Genomic DNA, 398 nt, shown 5'->3' with positions numbered 1-398 from the left:
ACCGTCGAACTGGGTGGCAAGTCGCCGAACATCTTCTTCGAAGACATCATGCAGGCGGAGCCGGCGTTCATCGAGAAAGCCGCCGAGGGCCTGGTGTTGGCGTTCTTCAACCAGGGCGAGGTGTGCACCTGCCCATCGCGTGCGCTGATCCAGGAGTCGATCTACGAACCGTTCATGGCCGAGGTGATGAAGAAGATCGCCAAGATCAGCCGTGGCAACCCGCTGGACACCGAAACCATGGTCGGCGCCCAGGCGTCGGAGCAGCAGTACGACAAGATCCTCTCGTACCTGCAGATTGCCCGGGAGGAGGGTGCCGAATTGCTCACTGGCGGTGCCGCCGAGCGCCTGCAGGGTGACCTGGCCAGCGGCTATTACATTCAGCCGACCCTGCTCAAGGG

At 62.3% G+C, this 398-nt stretch carries 1 protein-coding gene; it reads left to right on the top strand.

Going from position 1 to position 398, the window contains the following annotated elements:
• A partial coding sequence (locus tag QWI17_RS04865; RefSeq protein WP_302721388.1) for an aldehyde dehydrogenase family protein occupies positions 1–398 on the top strand: 398 nt, incomplete at both ends.

Origin of the sequence: Gilvimarinus gilvus (assembly GCF_030518155.1) — a bacterium.
GTDB lineage: Bacteria > Pseudomonadota > Gammaproteobacteria > Pseudomonadales > Cellvibrionaceae > Gilvimarinus > Gilvimarinus gilvus.
Note: the sequence above shows the minus strand (reverse complement) of the source record. Positions and strands in the feature narration are given on the sequence as shown.